This is a genomic window from Lysinibacillus sp. fkY74-1 (assembly GCF_053165895.1).
This window is the reverse complement of the sequence record NZ_CP170173.1, coordinates 4035749-4050753: the sequence shown is the minus strand read 5'-3', so window position 1 is coordinate 4050753 and position 15005 is coordinate 4035749. Positions and strand designations below refer to the sequence as shown.

10 protein-coding genes and 1 riboswitch are annotated in these 15005 nt (G+C 37.4%); of the genes, 8 read left to right on the top strand and 2 right to left on the bottom strand.

Annotation, left to right across the window (positions count from 1 at the left end):
• Positions 1-56 precede the first annotated feature (56 nt).
• Both ACE1MS_RS20030 and ACE1MS_RS20025 read left to right on the top strand, forming a co-directional pair.
• Positions 57-1679 carry an S-layer homology domain-containing protein gene (locus ACE1MS_RS20030; RefSeq protein WP_198695858.1) on the top strand — a complete coding sequence of 541 codons (1623 nt, stop codon included), beginning with the start codon at positions 57-59 and terminating at the stop codon, positions 1677-1679.
• A gap of 500 nt (positions 1680-2179) precedes the next feature.
• Positions 2180-2554, top strand: coding sequence for an ion channel (locus ACE1MS_RS20025; protein ID WP_230584423.1), 375 nt, complete (start codon positions 2180-2182; stop codon positions 2552-2554).
• A gap of 49 nt (positions 2555-2603) precedes the next feature.
• Here ACE1MS_RS20025 and ACE1MS_RS20020 read toward each other — a convergent pair whose 3' ends face one another.
• Positions 2604-2891 (bottom strand): DUF2653 family protein, encoded by a 288-nt coding sequence (locus tag ACE1MS_RS20020; protein ID WP_031416350.1) that lies wholly within the window; start codon positions 2889-2891, stop codon positions 2604-2606.
• Positions 2879-3343: a hypothetical protein gene (locus ACE1MS_RS20015; protein WP_008176901.1), complete on the bottom strand. Its 465-nt coding sequence runs from the start codon at positions 3341-3343 to the stop codon at positions 2879-2881. Before ACE1MS_RS20015 ends, ACE1MS_RS20020 begins: the two co-directional genes overlap by 13 nt.
• A 394-nt stretch (positions 3344-3737) precedes the next feature.
• Here ACE1MS_RS20015 and ACE1MS_RS20010 point away from each other — a divergent pair, with 394 nt between their 5' ends.
• From ACE1MS_RS20010 to metH, 6 genes are all read left to right on the top strand, one after another.
• Positions 3738-4544, top strand: coding sequence for a YdcF family protein (locus ACE1MS_RS20010; RefSeq protein ID WP_230584424.1), 807 nt, complete (start codon positions 3738-3740; stop codon positions 4542-4544).
• A gap of 71 nt (positions 4545-4615) precedes the next feature.
• Positions 4616-5902 (top strand): SEL1-like repeat protein, encoded by a 1287-nt coding sequence (locus ACE1MS_RS20005; RefSeq protein WP_031416355.1) that lies wholly within the window; start codon positions 4616-4618, stop codon positions 5900-5902.
• Between the two features lie 629 nt (positions 5903-6531).
• Positions 6532-7824, top strand: a complete 1293-nt coding sequence (locus ACE1MS_RS20000; RefSeq protein ID WP_012291975.1) for a globin-coupled sensor protein — start codon at positions 6532-6534, stop codon at positions 7822-7824.
• Between the two features lie 191 nt (positions 7825-8015).
• On the top strand, positions 8016-9410 hold the full coding sequence (locus tag ACE1MS_RS19995; RefSeq protein WP_031416356.1) for a protoporphyrinogen oxidase: 1395 nt from the start codon (positions 8016-8018) through the stop codon (positions 9408-9410).
• 102 nt (positions 9411-9512) lie between these two features.
• A riboswitch (SAM riboswitch) is annotated at positions 9513-9612 on the top strand.
• Positions 9613-9701: 89 nt separating this feature from the next.
• A complete protein-coding gene (locus tag ACE1MS_RS19990) occupies positions 9702-11549 on the top strand; it encodes a bifunctional homocysteine S-methyltransferase/methylenetetrahydrofolate reductase (protein ID WP_031416357.1) in 1848 nt (615 codons plus the stop codon).
• On the top strand, positions 11542-14973 hold the full coding sequence (gene metH, locus ACE1MS_RS19985; RefSeq protein ID WP_447402580.1) for a methionine synthase: 3432 nt from the start codon (positions 11542-11544) through the stop codon (positions 14971-14973). Before ACE1MS_RS19990 ends, metH begins: the two co-directional genes overlap by 8 nt.
• Positions 14974-15005: the final 32 nt, after the last annotated feature.

Genomic DNA, 15005 nt, shown 5'->3' with positions numbered 1-15005 from the left:
CTTCTTCTAGTAAAATAGTTAAAACAATTACTATTTTTAGGTAGGGGAGAGAGTGTATGAAACTTTCAAAGAAATGCCAATTTTTAGCTACTAGTATGCTAGCATTACAATTAACGATACCTGTCGTTGCGAATGCTGAAGAAACAGGAGATTACATAGCACCAAGTTGGACTACTCAGGCAGATTATGTAGCTCTAGGTGATTCAATTGCACATGGGATGAATGAGGTCGGTGCAATCGGATTAGGCTACCCAGATTATGTTGCACAAGCTTTACAAAAAGAGGGTTTCATTACTTCTTTTAATAAAGGCTTTGCGATGTCAGGCTATACAACAAAAAATGTGTTGGCAGATATACAAAATGATGTTGCAAAAACAGTGACAGGTTTTGGCTATCCCATTGAACAGGTTAAATTAAAAGCATCTATTAAAGAGGCAGAGATTATTACGTTAACTATTGGTGCTAATGATTTACTGCCAATATTAAAAGAATCACAGACAGCGGGAATTGATACACTAGCCATTATAAAGGCTACAAAAGAGGCTGTAACCAATATTGCAGCAATTTTAACTGAAATAAAAAAACTAAATCCACAAGCAGAAGTTTATGTGATGGGCTATTACAATTCGTTCCCCTATTATGGTGAGAGCCTACAAAATCAATTTAAAATACTATTGGCTACAATGAATACAACCATTAAAACGACAGTTGAAAAGGCTGGAGCATTTTTTGTACCAACATCTGATATTGTAGCAAAGGATGTTCCAAGCTATCTTCCAAATCCAGAAAATATTCATTTAAGTGAAGCCGGTTATTTCGCAGTAGCCAATGAGGCATTTTTACCAATCATAAAAACTAGTTCCTTATGGGATGTAACAAATGCTATTCAAGTACATGTGAGAGATCATAAAACTGTGGATATAAGTTGGCGAGAAGCGACGGATAATGTAGGTGTGGAAAATTACCAAGTATATGTAAATGGGAAATTAGCTTCAACAGTAACTGCTGATACAACAGAGATGACACTTACGGATCTGACTGAGAATACAGACTACACTATTACAATAAAAGCAATTGATGCTGCTGGTAATGAAAGTGTTCAAAATCCAACAGCGGCTTTCACTACTAGAGAAACGATACGTTTTACAGATACAGCTCATCATTGGGCAAAAGAGTATATTCAACAAGCAGCAGAAGCGGGGATGATGAATGGCTATCCAGATGGTACATTTAAACCTAATCAAAATGTGACACGAGCACAAGTAGCTTCAATACTAGTGAGAAGTCTGGGGATATCAACACAGGAAAAGACGCCGTTTACAGATATCGCCAAATATGATGCGAAAACACAGTCGGAAATTGCGGCAGCGTATGCACATGGCATTATTAAGGGTGCCGATGGGAAATTCAACCCTGCAAGACCTGTAAGCCGCGCTGAATTAGCAGTAATGATTGAGCGTGCCTATGAGCAACAATTTAAACAGCCTTATATTGTCCAAGGAAGTTCACCATTTACAGATATTACATCTTATAATGCAGAGACAAAACATGCCATCACGATGTTATTTGAGCTAGGAATTGTGTCCGGAGATGGACAGAAGTATTCACCAGCGGCTTCAACTACAAGAGGGCAAGCAGCTAAAATAATGGTGAATCTGAATCAATTATTCAATAAGTAGACCATCAAAGGTAGAGGTGAAATGGCGCCTCTACCTTTTAACGTTTTCGTGATAAATGAAAGCTTCTATGTTTTTTATTCGTCATACAACTTTTTCAGCAACGTTTTCATTACCTGTCAAGTGACGAGGACCTGCCTGACAGTGTTGTTCACCACCGGTTTTTCTTTGGAAAAGATTTTCGTAATGATTGAAGCGCCATTACACAGTTCAACTGTATACCGCAAATGCTATAGCGACATAAACTAAACAATAATAAGCGATAAGGATAAAAATGAGATTGAACTTGTCCTAAATTACTACAATTTAGATCAGGTTTAAAAATAAATGTGTTGAATACCCTCTAATGATAGTTATAGGGTGTTTTTTTATGATTAAAAGATATAAGATTTGTCTAGATAAAATTATAGTAGGTAAATACCTGGGTTAGAGGATAATATATGAATATAAGCAATACTTTTAATTCGTACTTATATAGAGTTTACTGAATTAAAGAAAGGAAAATGAGGATGTTATCATTTATTTTATCTACCAAAAGATTAGTTAAAGGATTGTGGCGGTCATTTAAAAGACCCCAGTTTCTTTCATTATTTACAACTCTATTCCTCATCATTCTATCGGGTACGTTGTTTTACAAGGGGACAGAGGGGTGGCATTGGCTAGATGCCATGTATTTTGCCGTAGTCAGCTTGATTCCAACAGGCGTAGAAACGGGGCTATACCCAACAACCTCGTTCTCCAAGATTTTTACCATGATCTATCTTATTGTAGGTACGGGTGTAATGTTTATTATGTTGCTCACGCTTGGCCGCTCTATCGTAGACTTTTCCTTAAATGAGGAGGAAGCGGTTGCGGTTAAGAAACGTTTGAAAAAGTAAAATAGCCGTACAATGAATCTGGTGAAAGATTCATTGTACGGCTATATTTTTATGAAAGTTTAGCTATAATGCCTTCTTCGTCGTCTAAAACAAGTTCAATACCTGTTGAAAAAGGATCACCATGTAGAACATCTTTTATCCAAACACGTAAGGCACCAATCATGGCTCCTGTATTGAGTATTTCGATTTGACCATTTACTTCAACCTCCGCACCGAAGCCTGTGCCATCATCATATGTCAATTCGACGATAACATCCTCTGGGCGAATGCTCTTATAATACGCTTGAGATAAACAAATAGCGTTAATAATATCTTGTTCGTTAATTATTTGTGCCATTGGGCTTCCTCTTTGCGTTTTTTATCTTTAAACATATTCATAATTTTTACGACTAGCATCACAATAACAGCAATTGCAGCTACGTTAATGAGCAATCCTAAGATGTTTCCAAGTAAACCCATACCGCTAAATAAGCTACCGAATAATAAACCTGCAAGTCCCCCAAGCATTAAACCTTTCATAAGACCACCCGAGAAGAAACCACCTTTTTTAGTTGTATCAGCTTTATTTGTTGAGTTGGTATTGTTTTTATTTGTTGTGGCATTTTTTTGATCTTTAGAAGTGTCCTGAGACTTCTGGATATTTGAGCTATTGTTATTATTTGAGAAGCCTTTTTTACCTGATTTATAGGACTTAGCCTCTGCTGTTGGTGTGTCAGAGATGAATAATGTTGCACCAACTGTGGAAAATATCAGTGTCGCTGCAAATAGAGCGGCAAGAATTTTTTTCATTACTTACATTCCTCCAATATAATTTTTGGTTTGGTCATAAACTAGTTCTTATATAGTAATATTACATGAACTTTATTAAAAAATAAAACCAATACCTTCTATAAATAAGCAATATCAAAAAATTTGAACAAATAGTGACAGATGTAGCGTTTGGGAAAATTTTATAATAGAAAGAGGTGAAATGATGCTAGTTACATTCATATTCTTCATCTCCATATTTTTATTGCTGTACCTGACAGAAAAAAGGCGTTTCCTTAACGCGGTAGCTCTGGGTTTGATAGGTGTATATATAGTCAGGGTGCTCATTATACATTTTCCTTTATTACTGCCGAATAATCAGGGCATCATATCAGAAATGGGGATTTTTATTATACTAGGAAGCTTTCCTAGTATCATGTTTATGTTATCTATAGCTATGTTTTTCAATAGTAAGGTTTTGTTAGAGAAGGAAGGACGTAAAGTAAGGAATTTAATGTTAGCTATTATGGGGCTTAGTTTTGTTATTATGATGATAGGGTATGTATTCGTTATTTTTATTCAGATTGAAAATGTGCTTTGGCATATTCTTTTCTTCTATGCCTTTTTAATTTTTGGCTATACCATGTTTTTATACACAAGTGTCCTAGCATACGCTGTATTGTATCATTTCACACCTATACGCTATGAACCAAACTATATAATAGCTCTTGGATCAGGATTAATTGGCGATAGAGTTCCACCACTTTTAGCAAGTCGCTTAAATGAAGCGGTAAAGCAATACAAGAAGTACGGGGAAAGACCGTTTATCATTGTCTCAGGTGGTCAAGGGACTGATGAAAACGTATCTGAGGCAAAGGCTATGAAAAAATATTTATTAGATGTTCATGATATTCCCGCTAATAAAGTTCTAATGGAAGATCAGTCAACCAATACAGAAGAAAATATGATTTTTACGAAAAACATAATGGATCAACATGCTCAAGGAGAAAAATATCGTTCCATATTTGTGACAAATAATTTTCACGTATTTCGCGCAAGTCTCTATGCAAAAAAAGCAAAATTAGATGCAGAAGGAGTTGGCTCAAAAACAGCCTTTTACTATGTTCCTAATGCATTTACAAGAGAATTTATAGGCTTATTAGAAATGAATAAGTGGGCCCATATGACAGTTTTTTTGATCATTACGCTATTCATAGGCTTACTGTTGCGAGCATATGTGTAACCAAAAATCAACTGTCTTCCATATAATAATGGCAAGACAGTTTTTTACATAATGTGCAAGGGAGGAAAACAATGTACGAGCAAATTTTAGCTAAGCGCAATAAGGAACGCATTCAGTCCCTACAAGAAATCATGCAAACAAAAAATACAATGTTTGCTCAAAATATTACATTACTAACATTCACTGAAGTTAACTTAACAGCCTTGCAAAAAATACTGTATCAAATAGTGCGAGGGTTATTAAAAGATCAGCAACAGCGACATTTACAAATTGTCCATTCAGATCAAACTCAATCTGTGCAGGATAATGTTTTAACGTTGTTAGCAGAGTATGATGATGTGTTGCGTGATGCCATTCCACAACCAATCTATATACTCATTTGGCAAATTTCATCCCTCGAAAGGTTAACAAGCAGAGTAGAAGTTGTAGATGATGTACTTGATGTTGTTGAATGGTATTTCGACCATCAGGATGATCAAGTCAAGATTTTAGATGAAGAAGATTTAGATCATGAGGTAATGATTGATTTATATAAAGAGGCGGTTGAAGATCAAGACACGGATGCACAATATCAGCTAGGGGAGTATTACAATGCTAAGGAAGGGAATTGTTTTCAACCTGAAAAATCATTAAAATGGTTCGAATTAGCCGCAGCCCAAGGAAATGCAGATGCTCAATATGTGCTAGGGAATTTTTATTTTGAGGGAGTCGGTGTTGAGGAGAATTACACGCAGGCCTTTTCTTTATATGAAAGGGCTGCTTTACAAGGGCATGCCGATGCTGCCAATAATTTAGCGGATATGTACTTTAATGGAGAGGGTGTGCCGCTGGATTTTACTCTGGCAAGAAAATGGTTTGATTTTGCAGCTAGTAAGAATGTGGCAGAGGCTATGTTTACGCTAGGAATTATTTATGAGCAAGGATTAGGAGTCAATAAAGATACAAATGCAGCTTTTAATATGTATAAAAAGTCTGCCGAAGCAGGATATGTGGAAGCGCAGTATCGTCTAGGGGGTATTTATCTAGAGGGGCGCCTTGATCAAGCAAAAGATATAAATCGAGGTCTATTTTGGTATGAAAGAGCTGCAGAGCAATTTCATATCGATGCCTTTTATGATTTAGGCTTTATTTGGAGTAAAGGTTTAACAGGCATCCGAAATATTGAAAAGGGCATTCATTGGTTTAAACAGGCTGCTCTACAAGGGGATGCAGATGCAAAGCTACAACTTGGTCATATATATAATAATGATGAAGGCATTGCTAGAAATCTGAAGGAGGCTCTTAAGTGGTATAGACTTGCTGCAGATGCTGGCATAGAAGAAGCGGCTAAAATAGTAGAGGAACTTAAGGGATTGTAAATTTTATATTAAAATTTCATAGCTCAATAAGATTATTTATACGAATGTATATAATGAACCTTTTGTATTGTTAGAGAGCTAGATATTAGGTATTTATGATTATTTAAAATAAAGGTATAAAATATTAATATAGTGAAATTCAATGATGATTGATCGAAAAATAGAAAAAAGGTAAAAAAAATAAGCATAATCAAACAAACAAATGAAACAAAAGGCTACCAATAATATTGTGGTAGCTTTTTTTTGATGATATTCATACAATGTAACAACAAGGACTTTATATACATATTATGTAAAATTATGGTAATGATAAAATTGACAGTATTTTTTAAAATGTTTAAGGTAAATGAGTAATTTTGAAATGAATCAAACATAAATAAATCGACTGTAGTCAATGTATAGAGAAGATCTGTTAGTTGGGTGCAAATTACCTTTTATTCATGATAGAACAATGTGTGACTGCTTTTTTGGGAGGAAGAAGTGTGACAAATGAAATAGCTGAAGCAAATGGGCTCATAGTAATATGCTAAGCTATTTATCGGTATTTTTTGTTGTATCAATCAATATGCTAAAAGGTATTTGTTGTTTCTCAGCCTAATAAAGTAAACGGGACGAAAGAGGGAAGATAAGTGATTTTTCAAAAACAGAGTAAGACGAAGGCGTTGGATTTACAGCAATATACGGTGAAAATGGATCTGTCTAATCGCCAATTAATGGTGAAGCAAATTGAAATGCTGAATGTAACGAAGCAGGACTTACAATATTTAAAAGCATTCCAGCCGTATGTTATGGACAATGTAGACCACATCGTAAACCGTTTTTACAATATGATCGGTACCGAACAACATTTGGTAAATATCATTAGTCATCATAGTTCTGTAGAAAAGCTTAAAGTAACGTTACGGCAGCATATTATTGAAATGTTTAATGGAACGATTGATGAGGTGTATTACCAAAGGCGTGTGAAAATTGCAAAGGTGCACGTCCATATTGGGCTTAGAACACAATGGTATATTTGCGCATTCCAAGATTTATCTCTCTCATTTATAGACTTGGTTGAACAGCATATTGGTCATCCGCAAGATCAGTTTAATACAATAAGAGCTATTTCTAAAATTTGTAATTTTGAGCAACAACTTGTTTTAGAGGCATATGAAAATACAGTGGAACAGCATAAAGAAAACATGGAACAAGAAAAAGAAGTAATTGAACGACAAATTGTACAATCTTCTGAATTACTTGCAGCCATTTCACAGGAAACCAATAGTTCATTTTGCAGACTAAGCGAGCAGTCTGGGGATATTGAACAATTGGCGAAGAGATCACTAGAAGTGTCTACTCTTGCTGAAAACCAAGCACTGGATGGACGTGAATGTTTAAAGAAACAATCACAAAATATGCACAATATTATTCAATCTCTTCATGATATAGAAGAAAATATTGAACAATTATCTGATATGTCGAAGGAAATGGAAACGATTATGAGTGTCGTTACCAATATTGCCAATCAGACTAATTTGTTGGCTTTAAATGCCGCTATTGAAGCAGCCCGTGCCGGAGAAGCAGGGAAGGGATTTAGTGTAGTAGCTGATGAAGTACGTAAATTATCCATTCAAACAAAGGAATCTGTCACGGCTGTTGCATTATTGCTGCAAAAAACGAGTGAACGCACAGAGAAGTTAGAGCAATCTCTCATTAATATCCAAGATGAGGTGGCATCTGGTGAGGATAATATGTTACACACGGAAGGTCAATTTACAAATATAGTAGGTGCAATGACAGAAGCAAAAGATCAAAATGATTGCATGGCGACGAAAATACAAGCAATTGCAGGTATATTAAGTGGGTTGGGTACTTCTTTTACTGAAGTAACGAACTCAGCAGAAAAATTAGCTAGCTTTGCCCAAAATTTAAAAAGCTAGACCACTAGTAACAATATTTAACACTATAGTACTCATTGTAATGTGTGTTTAGTAAGTATCATTCTTTTGAGCTAGAGTTATCTCACGGTTGAGATAGCTCTATTTTTGCTAAATTTGTAAAGGGTTTAACGTAATTTTCAATGAAAATAAGTTTATACTGTAGACAGAACTAAAAATAGGGGCGGTTTACTATGAAAACAGTTGTTGTATTAGGTGGCGGTATTACTGGGTTATGCACAATGCATTATCTACAACGTCAAGTGAAGGAAAAAAATTTAGATGTTCAGCTAGTGCTCGTAGAAAAAAATACATATTTAGGTGGTAAATTATATTCAGCCTATGAACAAGGTTTTATTATGGAAACTGGTGCTGATTCTATTGTAGCTCGCCATAAAGGTGTAATGGAGCTAGTGCAGGAGCTAGATTTTGAAGATCATCTCGTTTACAACGAAACAGGTATATCCTATATTTATACAAATAACGAGCTGCACGCCATCCCAGCGGATTCTACTTTCGGTATACCTATGAGTGTGGCATCACTTGAAGAAAGCACACTTATCTCTGATCAGGCCAAACAAGAAGCTTTAAAAGATTTAACTTTACCCAATGCAGGCTTTACAAAAGAAAGCTCGATAGGGGAATTTCTAACTTATTACCTTGGTGAAGAGCTAGTGGAAAATCAAATTGCACCAGTTCTAGCAGGTGTCTATTCTGGTGATTTACACCAGCTTTCTATTGCCTCCACTTTACCGTATTTAATTGACTATAAAAATGAATATGGAAGTATCATAAAAGGTTTTGATGCGAATCGTGAGCAATTTGTTAAAGCAGCTAATAAAAAATTTATTTCATTTCAAAATGGATTATCCTCTTTAATTGAGCGATTAGAGCAAACATTAACAGATGTAGACATCATTAAAGGTGTAGCCACAAGTCAGGTCAAAAAAATGGAGAACCACTATTTGATTTCCTTAACAAGTGGTCAAAACATTGAGGCAGATTATGTTGTTCTAGCACTACCAAATGAGGCAGTCCAAAGTATATTGCAGGACGACTCCTTAACACATTATTTTAATCAGTTTACTACAGCGTCAGCCATTACCATTTATCTGGGCTTTGATGTGCCTGATGCAAACTTACCAGCGGATGGTACAGGCTATATTGTATCTCATAATTCTGATGTCACTTGTAATGCAGCAACTTGGACGAGTCGTAAGTGGAAGCATACATCGAAAAACAATCAATTACTTGTGCGCCTATTCTATAAGAGTATAAATCCGGCGTATGAGCAGTTACGTGATATGACTGATGATGAATTGGCAGCGGTTGCTTTAGAAGATGTTCGAAAAAGCCTAGGAATCGATGAAAAACCAACCGTTGTGAATGTTACAAAGTGGATTGATCAAATGCCTAAATATGACTTAGCACATCGTGAAGCGCTGCAAGGCTTATTACTAGAGCTAAATGAAAACTACCCGAATTTATCGATAGCAGGTTGCTCTTATTTTGGAGTAGGTATTGGTGCTTGCATTCAAAATGGGAAAAAAATTGGTGAAGAGCTTGCGGAAGAACTATCCAATCTTTAAGTTTTTAAGCGGAAAAATTCTTTGTTGTGAGAAATAGTCTTGACTCATACGTCTGTAAACGATATGATTCTTTTAATTATTTAAAAAATTCATACTTAATAATTCTTATCAAGAGAAGCAGAGGGACTGGCCCATTGAAGCTTCAGCAACCAACTTTTTGTCAGGTGCTAAATCCAGAAGACCGTTGAGTCGAAGATGAGAAGGAACAATAATGATGAGTCGTTAAAGCCTTCTTTTTATATAAAAGAAGGCTTTTTATTATACAGAGATAGAGGAAGAGAGGCTAGATTTATGGGATTGCTGGAAAGGTTAAAAACACATGTATTGACGGCAGATGGTGCAATAGGCACAGTGTTGTATGGCTATGGATTGGAGTATTGCCATGAGGAAATGAATGTTCAAAGACCTGAATTAATTGAAAAGATTCATAGAGAGTACATTGCAGCTGGTGCTGATATCATTCAAACGAATACATACGGTGCCAATGCCATTAAATTAGCTCGCTATGGACTAGAATCGAGTGTCCAACGATTTAATGAAGCAGCTATTACTATTGCCAAGCGAGCAGCAGCAGATGGCGGTCAATTTGTTTTAGGAACAATAGGTGGTATTCGTGGTATTCGTAAAAGCGATGCCACATTAAATGACATTTTAAAGACCGTTGAAGAACAGGCAAGTGTGCTACTTGCAGGGAATCCAGATGGCCTTTTACTCGAAACCTATTACGATTTTGAAGAATTAACAGCAACATTAAAAATGCTACGCGCCAAAACTAATATACCGATAATTGCTCAAGTATCTATGCATGAGCCTGGTGTTTTACAAAATGGTATGTCTCTAAATATTGCACTACATGAGCTAGAGATTCTTGGTGCAGATATAGTAGGTGTCAATTGCCGTCTAGGTCCATATCATACGATTCAAGCCTTTGAGGGTGTAGAACTTCCAGAAAAGGCGTTTATGTCGGCCTATCCAAATGCTTCGTTATTAGATTTAGAGGATGGGCGTGTTGTTTATGAGTCGGAGGCTGATTATTTTGGTCGCGCTGCTGTCGAGCTGCGTGATCAAGGGGTACGCTTAATTGGGGGGTGTTGTGGTACGACACCAAAGCATATTGCAGCCGCAAAGAAGTATTTAGAGGAGCTATCACCAGTTAGTGAAAAGTATGCGAAACCTGCAAAGATTGAGATTGTTCGTGATGCAGAGCCAGCTAAGTATGAACCACTTCATGAAAAAGTAAAACGTGAGCGCTCGGTCATCGTGGAGTTGGATACGCCTAGACACTTAGAAATAGAAGGATTTCTTGAAGGGGCCAAACAACTATATGAGGCAGGTGCCGATGTAGTGATGATGGCAGACAATTCATTGGCATCCCCACGTATTAGCAATATTGCAATGGGTGCCTTATTGAAAAGTACGAATGGTGTACGCCCTCTTACTCATATTACCTGTCGAGATCGTAATTTAATTGGCCTGCAATCGCATTTAATGGGCTTAAATGCATTAGGGATTCATGATGTGTTAGCTGTTACGGGTGACCCAACGAAGGTTGGAGACTTTCCTGGTGCCACCAGTGTATATGATGTCTCCTCGATGGAGCTTATCCAATTAATTAAACAATTAAATGAGGGAGTCTCTTTCTCAGGGAAACCACTCCGAAAAAAGGCAAATTTCTCTGTGGCTGCTGCATTTAACCCAAATGTTCGTGTTTTAGATCGTGCTGTTGCACGCTTAGAAAAAAAGATTGAGCATGGGGCAGACTACTTCATTTCACAGCCTGTGTATACGAAGGAAAAAATGATAGAAATTTATGAAGCAACCAAGCATTTACAAGCACCGATTTATATTGGTATTATGCCCGTTACGAGTTATAAAAGTGCTGAATTTTTACATCATGAGGTGCCAGGTATTAAATTATCTGAAGATGCTTTAGCAAGAATGAAAGCATGTGGTGAAGATAAGGAACGCGCCACACTTGAAGGTATTGCAATTGCCAAGGAATTAGTAGAAGTGGCTGCGCAATATTTCAATGGAATTTACCTCATTACACCATTTTTACGCTACGATGTGACATTAGAGTTAATGAAATATATAGAGCAATTGGATGAACAGAAAAAAGGGGTAAGTATAAATGGCTAAGCACTTAATTGAAGAACAACTTGATAAACGAATATTAATTCTTGATGGCGCGATGGGAACAATGCTGCAAAATGAAAACTTAACAGCAGATGATTTTGGCGGGGAGGAGCTAGATGGGTGTAATGAAAATCTAGTGCTAACTAGACCTGATGTCATTGAAAAAATACATCATAAATACTTAGAGGCAGGAGCAGATATTATTTGTACGAATACATTCGGTGGAACACCACTTGTATTAAATGAATATAGTCTGGGTGCAAAAGCGGAGGAAATTAATAAACGTGCAGTCGAGATTGCTCGCCAAGCAGTAGATAATTATTCTACTTCTGATTGGCCCCGCTTTGTTGCTGGTGCAATGGGTCCAACAACTAAAACACTATCCGTAACAGGTGGTATTACATTTGATGAATTAGAAGAAAATTTTTATGTACAAGCAAAGGCATTGATTGAAGCAGGGGCAGATGTGCTTTTACTAGAGACAAGTCAGGATATGTTAAATGTGAAAGCAGGTACCCTTGGGGTAACGCGTGCTTTCGAGAAAACTGGCAAAGAGCTACCTGTTATGATTTCTGGAACGATTGAGCCTATGGGTACTACTCTTGCAGGACAAACCATTGATGCTTTTTATATTTCCATGGAGCATATTCAACCACTATCAGTGGGCTTAAACTGTGCAACGGGACCGGAATTTATGACGGATCATATACGCTCGTTAGCAGAGCTGTCAACAGGGTATATTAGCTGTTATCCGAATGCAGGCTTACCGGATGAGGAAGGATGTTATCATGAGTCTCCAGAATCTTTATCGCAAAAATTAAAAGGATTTGCAGAAAAAGGTTGGCTCAATATTGTAGGTGGATGCTGTGGTACAACTCCAGCACATATTGCGGCCATTCGTGAAGCTTTAAAGGATGAAAAGCCTCGTCAGCTACCAGAAAAAACGCATGGTCACGTAGTATCAGGGATCGAGCCACTTCTATACGATGATTCTATGCGTCCGTTATTTATTGGGGAAAGAACAAATGTTATTGGTTCCCGCAAATTTAAAAACTTAATTATTGATGGAAAGTTTGAGGAAGCGGCTGAGATTGCAAGGGCGCAAGTGAAAAACGGCGCACATGTCATAGATATTTGTTTAGCGAACCCAGATCGGGATGAATTAGCAGATATCCGTGGCTTTATGCAGGAGGTCGTAAAAAAAGTGAAGGTTCCACTTGTTATTGATTCCACAGACGAAAAGGTTATTGAAGAGGCACTCAAATTTTCGCAAGGAAAGGCCATCATTAACTCTATTAATCTAGAAGATGGCGAAGAACGATTTGATGCAGTATTGCCATTAGTGAAAAAGTATGGTGCCTCGTTAGTTGTGGGAACAATCGATGAGACAGGGATGGCAGTCGATCGTCATCGGAAGCTTGAAATTGCTGAGCGTTCCTATCAATTACTAACAGAAAAATGGGGAATTGAACCTGAAGATATCATCTTTGACCCATTAATGTTCCCAGTAGGAACGGGGGATGAGCAATATATTGGCTCAGCACTTGAAACAATTGAAGGAATACGTCTCATCAAAGAAAAAATGCCTCGTACTTTAACGGTGCTTGGCGTTAGTAATATTTCGTTTGGCTTACCACCGGTTGGACGCGAAGTTCTCAATGCTGTATATCTTTATCATTGTACACAGGCTGGTTTAGATTATGCCATTGTAAATACCGAGAAGCTAGAACGGTACGCATCTATTCCAGAAGCAGAAATAAAACTAGCCAATGATTTGTTATTTAATACAAATGATGAAACATTAGCTGTATTTACCGATTTTTATCGTGACAAAAAGAAGGAAAAGACGGAAGCTGATATTCCGAAAACTGTAGAAGGTCGCTTAGCCTACTATATATTGGAAGGGACCAAAGAAGGACTTATTGCTGATTTAGAGGCTGCCCGAGAAATATTTGAGACACCTCTTGATATCATAAATGGACCTCTTATGAATGGGATGGCTGAGGTTGGTCGTTTATTTAATGATAACCAACTGATCGTAGCGGAGGTTTTACAATCTGCTGGAGTGATGAAGGCTGCTGTTGCCCATTTAGAGCAATACATGGAGAAGAACGAGGAGAGCGCTGGTAAGGGTAAAATGGTGCTTGCTACTGTAAAAGGTGATGTGCATGATATTGGAAAAAACCTTGTTGATATTATTTTAAGTAATAATGGCTATAAGGTTGTAGATTTAGGTATCAAGGTGACGCCTGCTCAATTAATAGAAGCTATTCGCAAGGAAAAGCCAGATTTCATCGGATTATCAGGTTTATTAGTCAAATCTGCACAGCAAATGGTCACTACTGCTCAAGATTTCAAAGAAGCGGGAATTGATGTACCCATTTTAGTAGGAGGAGCTGCACTTTCTCGACGTTTTACAGAAACAAAAATTGCTGATGAATATGGTGGTCCTGTTATTTATTCAAAGGATGCGATGCAAGGATTAGAGCAGGCAAATTTACTAATGGGTGAGGGGACACGTGAAAACTTCTTAGCAGAAATAGCGGAATCTCGACAAAAACGTTTAGAGGCAGATGAAAAAAGAGCGGCTCGTCCTGCCAAAGAGGTCACAATAAAACCTGCGCGTACCGTAAAGGAAGCACCAGTTTTTTTACCTGCTGATTTACGCCGTCATGTAAAGAAAGAATACGCTGTCTCTCATTTATATCCATATGTGAATATGCGGACATTGTTGGGGCATCATTTGGGGTTAAAAGGGCAAGTGCAACCATTACTAGATGCTGGCGATCCAAGAGCTACAGAGCTAAAAGATTTAGTGGATGATTATTTAAAAAGTGATTTATTAAAGCCTTCAGGTTTATATCAATTTTTCCCTGCCCAAGCAGATGGAGATGATGTAATTATTTATGATCCAGCGGATAGCAAGACAGAAATTGAACGTTTTACATTCCCACGTCAGCAGATAGACCCTTTTTTATGCCTGGCTGATTTCTTAAGAACGGTAGAAAGTGGAGAAATGGATTATATTGCCCTTATGGTAGTGACAGCAGGGCAAGGAGTTATGGCAAAAGCTCGTCAGCTAAAAGAAGATGGCAAATTCCTTGAAAGTCATGCCTTGCAGTCGACGGCACTAGAATTAGCAGAGGGCTTTGCTGAACGCATGCATCAAGAAATACGTGATCAATGGGGTTTCCCAGATGTGACAGATTTCACGATGCGCGATCGTTTTGCGGCTAAGTACCAGGGACAACGTTTTTCATTTGGTTATCCAGCATGCCCAAACTTAGAGGATCAAGAAAAATTATTTGGTTTACTAAAGCCAGAAGATATTGGTGTTCATTTAACGGAAGGCTTTATGATGGAGCCAGAAGCATCTGTATCGGCGATTGTTTTTGCTCACCCTGATGCTCGTTATTTCAATGTGTAAGGCGTAAAATTGAGGATATAGATAGTGGAATG

Coding starts and splice junctions, on each gene's coding strand:
- ACE1MS_RS20020 (WP_031416350.1), bottom strand. CDS start 2,891: ATGGCACAAATAATTAACGAACAAGATATTATTAACGCTATTTGTTTA.
- ACE1MS_RS20010 (WP_230584424.1), top strand. CDS start 3,738: ATGTTTATGTTATCTATAGCTATGTTTTTCAATAGTAAGGTTTTGTTA.
- metH (WP_447402580.1), top strand. CDS start 11,542: ATGGCTAAGCACTTAATTGAAGAACAACTTGATAAACGAATATTAATT.
- ACE1MS_RS20005 (WP_031416355.1), top strand. CDS start 4,616: ATGTACGAGCAAATTTTAGCTAAGCGCAATAAGGAACGCATTCAGTCC.
- ACE1MS_RS19990 (WP_031416357.1), top strand. CDS start 9,702: ATGGGATTGCTGGAAAGGTTAAAAACACATGTATTGACGGCAGATGGT.
- ACE1MS_RS19995 (WP_031416356.1), top strand. CDS start 8,016: ATGAAAACAGTTGTTGTATTAGGTGGCGGTATTACTGGGTTATGCACA.
- ACE1MS_RS20015 (WP_008176901.1), bottom strand. CDS start 3,343: ATGAAAAAAATTCTTGCCGCTCTATTTGCAGCGACACTGATATTTTCC.
- ACE1MS_RS20025 (WP_230584423.1), top strand. CDS start 2,180: ATGAGGATGTTATCATTTATTTTATCTACCAAAAGATTAGTTAAAGGA.
- ACE1MS_RS20030 (WP_198695858.1), top strand. CDS start 57: ATGAAACTTTCAAAGAAATGCCAATTTTTAGCTACTAGTATGCTAGCA.